General features: G+C 69.8%; 4 protein-coding genes and 1 pseudogene. All 5 read left to right on the top strand.

The window, feature by feature from the left end; genetic code table 11:
• Positions 1–310, top strand: a pseudogene (locus ACLL81_RS07785) (cell division protein FtsA); the annotation flags it as partial.
• A gap of 275 nt (positions 311–585) precedes the next feature.
• The gene (gene ftsZ, locus ACLL81_RS07780) at positions 586–2,049 is read left to right on the top strand and encodes a cell division protein FtsZ (protein ID WP_411287778.1); all 1,464 of its coding nucleotides are present in this window, start codon (positions 586–588) and stop codon (positions 2,047–2,049) included.
• 193 nt (positions 2,050–2,242) lie between these two features.
• Positions 2,243–3,136: a UDP-3-O-acyl-N-acetylglucosamine deacetylase gene (gene lpxC, locus ACLL81_RS07775; protein ID WP_411287777.1), complete on the top strand. Its 894-nt coding sequence runs from the start codon at positions 2,243–2,245 to the stop codon at positions 3,134–3,136.
• A gap of 92 nt (positions 3,137–3,228) precedes the next feature.
• Positions 3,229–4,131, top strand: coding sequence for an outer membrane protein assembly factor BamD (locus tag ACLL81_RS07770; protein WP_411287776.1), 903 nt, complete (start codon positions 3,229–3,231; stop codon positions 4,129–4,131).
• Between the two features lie 86 nt (positions 4,132–4,217).
• Positions 4,218–5,514 (top strand): AAA family ATPase (locus ACLL81_RS07765; RefSeq protein ID WP_411287775.1); only part of this gene is annotated, 1,297 nt, incomplete at its 3' end.

The following is a 5,514-nucleotide window of genomic DNA, read 5'->3' as shown; positions in this document are numbered from 1 at the left end:
GGTAGAGCCAGGCGCGGGCCTGGTCCTGACCGGCGGCGCCAGCCAGCTGGCCGGGGTGCGCGAAGTCGCTGTCCGCGTATTCGACCGCCCCGTGCGCCTGGGCCGTCCGCGCCGGGTGCCACACCTGGCCGACGCCGCCTCCGGTCCCGCCTTCACCGCGGCGGCCGGGATCCTGCACCGCGCTGCCTTCGGCCCCCGCGAAGCTGTCTCCGCCAAGGCCCTGGCCTCGGCCAAGCTGCGGCGCGAGCCCCTGGAGCCGGGCGCCAACCCGATGGCCAAGGCCGCCTCCTGGCTGCGTGATAACCTCTAAGCTAAACGCCTAGGTTGCAGGCAGGGCTGCGCGCCCGGAGCCTCTGAAAAAATCACCAGTGAGCCAGGGCGTCGCAACTGGCCCCTGATTCGGCTTGTCCCTTGTCCGAAAAGGACTTTTCTCGCCAAACCGCCCGTCGACGCCCGCCCGACTCAGCGTATGCGGTTAACCGTCGATTAAGGGTGTCGGTCGCGTACTTAACGCATCCTTACGAAGGCGCGGGCGGGGCAGCCGTCCAGCGCTCGAACCGGTTTTGGGAAGGACGCAGGGGTCCCATGGCAATAGCACTCTCCGCACCGCGTGCGACGGAACTGAAGCCGAGGATCGTCGTGTTCGGCGTTGGCGGCGCCGGCGGCAACGCCGTTAACAACATGATCGAGGCCGGGCTGGAGGGGGTCGAATTCGTCACCGCCAATACCGACGCCCAGCAACTGGCCTTCGCCAAGACCGACCGGCGCATCCAGCTTGGCGTGCTGGCCACGCAGGGGTTGGGCGCCGGCGCCCACCCCGAGATCGGCATGAGCGCCGCCGAGGAGTCGATCCCGGAGATCGGCGAGCACCTCGACGGTGCGCATATGGTGTTCATCACCGCCGGCATGGGCGGCGGCACCGGCACGGGGGCTGCCCCGATCATCGCCAAGTGCGCCCGCGAACGCGGCATCCTGACGGTGGGCGTGGTGACCAAGCCGTTCCACTTCGAGGGCCGTCACCGGATGCGCCTGGCCGATGCAGGCATCGGCGAGCTGCAGCGCTACGTGGACACCCTGATCGTCATTCCGAACCAGAACCTGTTCCGCGTCGCCAACGAGCGGACCACCTTCGCCGAAGCCTTCGGCATGGCTGACCAGGTGCTGCATTCGGGGGTGCGCTCCATCACCGACCTGATGGTCCTGCCGGGCCTGATCAACCTCGACTTCGCCGACGTGCGGACGGTGATGACCGAGATGGGCAAGGCGATGATGGGCACCGGCGAAGCCACCGGGGACGACCGCGCCCTGATGGCCGCCCAGAACGCCATCCAGAACCCCCTGCTGGACGAAGTCTCGCTGAAGGGCGCCAAGGCCGTGTTGGTGAATGTCACCGGCGGTCTCGACATGACCCTGCTGGAAGTCGACGAAGCGGCCAACGCTATCTCCGAGCAAGTCGATCCGGAAGCCAACATCATCTTTGGCGCGGCCTTCGACCCCTCCATTGAGGGGATGATCCGGGTCTCGGTGGTGGCCACCGGCATGGACGGCGCCTCCATTGCCGCCATCGAGCCCAAGGTGGAGCGCCGGCCAATGACCGCGCCGGCCCTGCGCGCCGACATCCGGCCCTACACGGCCGAGACCGCCCAGCCGGCCCCTGCGCCGGTAGCCGAGCCCGCCCACGGCGAGCCGGCGATGGCCATGGACACGCTGGAAGAAGAGCAGGGCGACCTCTACGCCACCCCCGTGGCCGAAGCGCCGCTGGTGGAGGGCCCGCTGGCCCGGACCGTCGATCCGGAGGCCGCCGAGGCCGAAGACGAGCCGCTGTTCGCCGAGCCCGCCTTCGAGGAGCGCCGTCCGCGCGGCGGGTTCCTCAGCCTGTTCGGAGGCCGTCCCCGCTACGAGGCTCAGCCGCAAGCCGCCGCCCCGCGCCCGCAGGCCACCGCCAGCCGGGGCGGCGCACTGCCCGCCGAGGCGCCTGAGCCGTTGGAACAGGCCGAGCCCGGCGAGGACCTGGAGATCCCGTCCTTCCTGCGCCGCCTGGCCAACTAGGCTTCACGCGCACGTAACATTAGGGGCGGACACCGGGTCGACCGGTGTCCGCCCCTTCTTGATTCGGCGGGCTTGCGGCGAGAAACATTGCGAAACACCAAGTGTTTTGCTGCATCGCGGCGAAGAGCTTAACCGGCACGTGGGGCGTAACTCGGTCACCTTGGCCGGCCGTTTGTTTTTGGAAGGTCCCGGCGTGGCCGAGCAGGTGTTTCAACATACCCTGAGAGCCCCCGCCCTGTTCGCAGGGGTGGGCGTGCACACCGGCGCGCACACCCGCGTCTCCGTGCGCCCAGCCCCCACCGACACCGGCATTGTCTTTGTGCGGACCGACGTCACCGACCGCCCCAACCGCGTGCCGGCCACCGCCGCCGCGGTCTGCAAGACCCAGCTCGGCACCGTGATCGGCAACACCGCCGGCGTGACGGTCTCGACCATCGAACACCTGATGGCGGCCCTGGTGATGACCGGGATCGACAACGCGGTGGTCGAACTCGACGGCCCGGAGATGCCGATCATGGACGGCTCGTCGCTGCCGTTCCTGCAGGTCCTCGACCGGGCCGGCAAGCGCCAGCAGGCGGCGGCTCGCCGCTTCATCGAGATCCTGGACAGGGTCGAAGTGACCGACGGGGACAAGCGCGCGACCCTGGCGCCCGCCGACCAGTTCGAAGTCGCCTTCGAGATCGTCTTCCCGACCCCAGTGATCGGCCGCCAGACGGTTGACCTGGTGATGGACGAGCGCGCCTTCCGCGAGGAGCTCGCCGACTGCCGCACCTTTGGCTTCGTTCACGAGGTTGAGGCCCTGCGCGCTTTGGGCCTGGCCCGCGGCGGCAGCCTGGAGAACGTTGTGGTGATTGAGGGCGACCGGGTGCTGAACCCGGAGGGCCTGCGCCGCCCCGACGAGTTTGTGCGCCACAAGGCGCTGGACGCCATCGGCGACCTCTATGTGCTAGGCGCCCCGGTGATTGGCCGCTTCGAGGGCGTGCTGGCCGGCCACGCCATCAATAACCTGCTGGTGCGCGAGCTGCTGGCCCGGCGCGACGCCTGGCGCCTGCGCACTCTGGTGGACGACCTGGCCGAAGCGGTCTGAGACGATCCGTTCCGTTTGATCCGCGAGGCGTGTGGTGTAGAAGCACTTCACGGCGTGGGGGCGCGCCCTGGTTCTTTGAGGTGAAGGTGTCCTTGCTTCGCAATACGTGGGCCCGCCCGGCTCTGGTGGCCGTCATGTGCGCTCTCGCCCTCGGGGCCTGCGCCGGCCAGAAGAAGAAGCCCAAGCTGGCCTATGAAGAGCGCCCGGTGGAGCTGCTCTACGCCACCGGAGCCGACCGGCTGGACCGCCGCCAGTGGGCCCAGGCGGTGGACTACTTCCAGGAAGTGGAACGCCAGCACCCCTATTCGGAGTGGTCCCGGCGCGCGATCCTGATGCAGGCCTTCGCCCACTACCAGTCGAACAACTATTCCGAGGCGATCGCCGACGCCGACCGTTTCATCCAACTCTATCCCGGCAACCAGGCGGCGGCCTACGCACACTACATCAAGGCCATCTGCTACTTCGAGCAGATCGTCGACGTGAACCGCGACCAAGCGGCCACCGGCCAGTCGCTGGAGAACCTGCGCGGCGTGGTGCAGCGGTTCCCCGGCACGGAATACGCCCAGGACTCCCGGCTGAAGATCGACATGGTCAACGACCAGCTGGCCGGCAAAGAGATGTCCATCGGCCGCTGGTACCTGCGCCAGAACGACACCCTGGCCGCAGTCGGCCGGTTCCGCTCGGTGATCGACCGCTACCAGACCACCAGCCATTCGCCGGAGGCGCTCTACCGTCTGGTGGAGGCCTACCTGACCCTGGGCCTGCTCGACGAGGCCAAGCGCAACGGCGCGGTGCTGGGCTACAATTACCCCGGCGACCAGTGGTACGCCGACGCCCACAAGCTGCTCACCGCGCGCGGCCTGCAGCCGGCGGTGGAGCCCAGCGGCTCCGGACGGCGCGGCCTGTTCCGGATTCCCTTCCGCAAGAACAAGACCGAGACCATCAGGCCCCCGGCCGCGAGCTTGGCCCCGGTCGCCGAGGCGAAGACCAACTGAAGAATTCTCCGCCGCTCAGCGGGGTGAGAACAAAAGATGTCCGCGCGCTCTTCTATCGCGCCTGATTCCGGGCGATCTTCGCGGCCATGCTGATCGGACTGTGGATCCGCGACGTGGTGCTGATCGAGGCCCTGGACCTGTCCATCGGGCCGGGCCTCACCGCGCTCACCGGCGAGACCGGGGCCGGCAAGTCGATCATCCTCGATGCGCTGGGCTTGGCCACCGGCGCGCGCGCTGACGCCGGGCTGGTGCGCCGCGGCGCCGCCCAGGCGGCGGCGTCGGCGGTTTTCGCGCCCACCCCCGCCCATCCCGTCTGGGCGCTGCTGGAAGACAAGGGCCTGACCTACGCCCGCGATGAGGACCTGGTGCTCCGCCGCACTCTGGCCGCCGACGGCCGCAGCCGCGCATTCGTCAACGACCAAGCCACCGGCGTCGGCGTGCTGAAGGAGGTCGGCGACCTCTTGCTGGAGGTTCACGGCCAGCACGAGACCGTGGGCCTGCTGGACGCCCGCACCCATCGGCCCATGCTGGACGCCTTCGGAGATCATGAGGCCCTAACCGCCGCCGTGGCCGAGGCCTGGCGCGGCTGGCGGACGGTGCGCGAGCGGGTGGAGATCCTGCGCACCGACGTGGATCGCGTGGCGGCGGAGACCGAGGAACTGACCCTACGCCTGTCCGAGCTGGACCGCCTCGACCCGCGCGCGGGCGAGGAGACCGCGCTCGCGGAGGAACGCGCGGTGCTGGGCGCGGCGGAAAAGGCGCTGGCCGACATTGCCCAGGCCCGCGACGCCTTTGACGGGCTCTCTGCCAAGGTGGCCGGCGCCGTGCGCGCCCTGGACCGGGCGCGGGAGCGGGCGATCACCGCCGGCGCCGCGGGCGAGGGCGCGGCGGTCTCTCGGCTGACTGAAGCCTCGGCGGCGCTGGACCGGGTGCTGATCGAGGCGGGAGAGGCCGAGGCGCAGATCGGTTCCGCCGCGGCGGCCTTTGACTTCGAGCCCGATCGCCTGGAGAAGGCCGAAGAGCGGCTGTTCGACCTGCGCGGCCTGGCCCGCAAGCTAAACGTCAGCGTCGAGGAACTGCCCATCCTGCGCGCCCGGTTCGCCGAGCGGCTGCGAGCCGTGGAGACCTCCGAGGACGCGCTCAAGGCCGCCGAGACGGAGCTGGCTGCCGCCCGCGACGCCTACATGGCCGCCGCCGCCGGGCTGACCGCCGCCCGACGCGTCGCCGGCGACCGCTTGGCCGGTGTGGTCATAGGCGAACTCGCGCCTCTGAAACTCGACAAGGCCCGTTTCCGGGTGGCCGTGGAGCCGCAGGCCGCGGACCGCGCCGGTCCCACCGGTCTGGACCGCGTAGCCTTCGAGATCGCCACCAACCCCGGCGCGC

This window comes from Phenylobacterium sp. (genome assembly GCF_046590535.1).
In the GTDB taxonomy this organism is placed as follows: Bacteria; Pseudomonadota; Alphaproteobacteria; order Caulobacterales; family Caulobacteraceae; genus Phenylobacterium.
Note: the sequence above shows the minus strand (reverse complement) of the source record. Positions and strands in the feature narration are given on the sequence as shown.

Excerpts from the sequence above, each read along its gene's own strand:
- ftsZ (WP_411287778.1), top strand. The coding sequence starts at position 586 with ATGGCAATAGCACTCTCCGCACCGCGTGCGACGGAACTGAAGCCGAGG.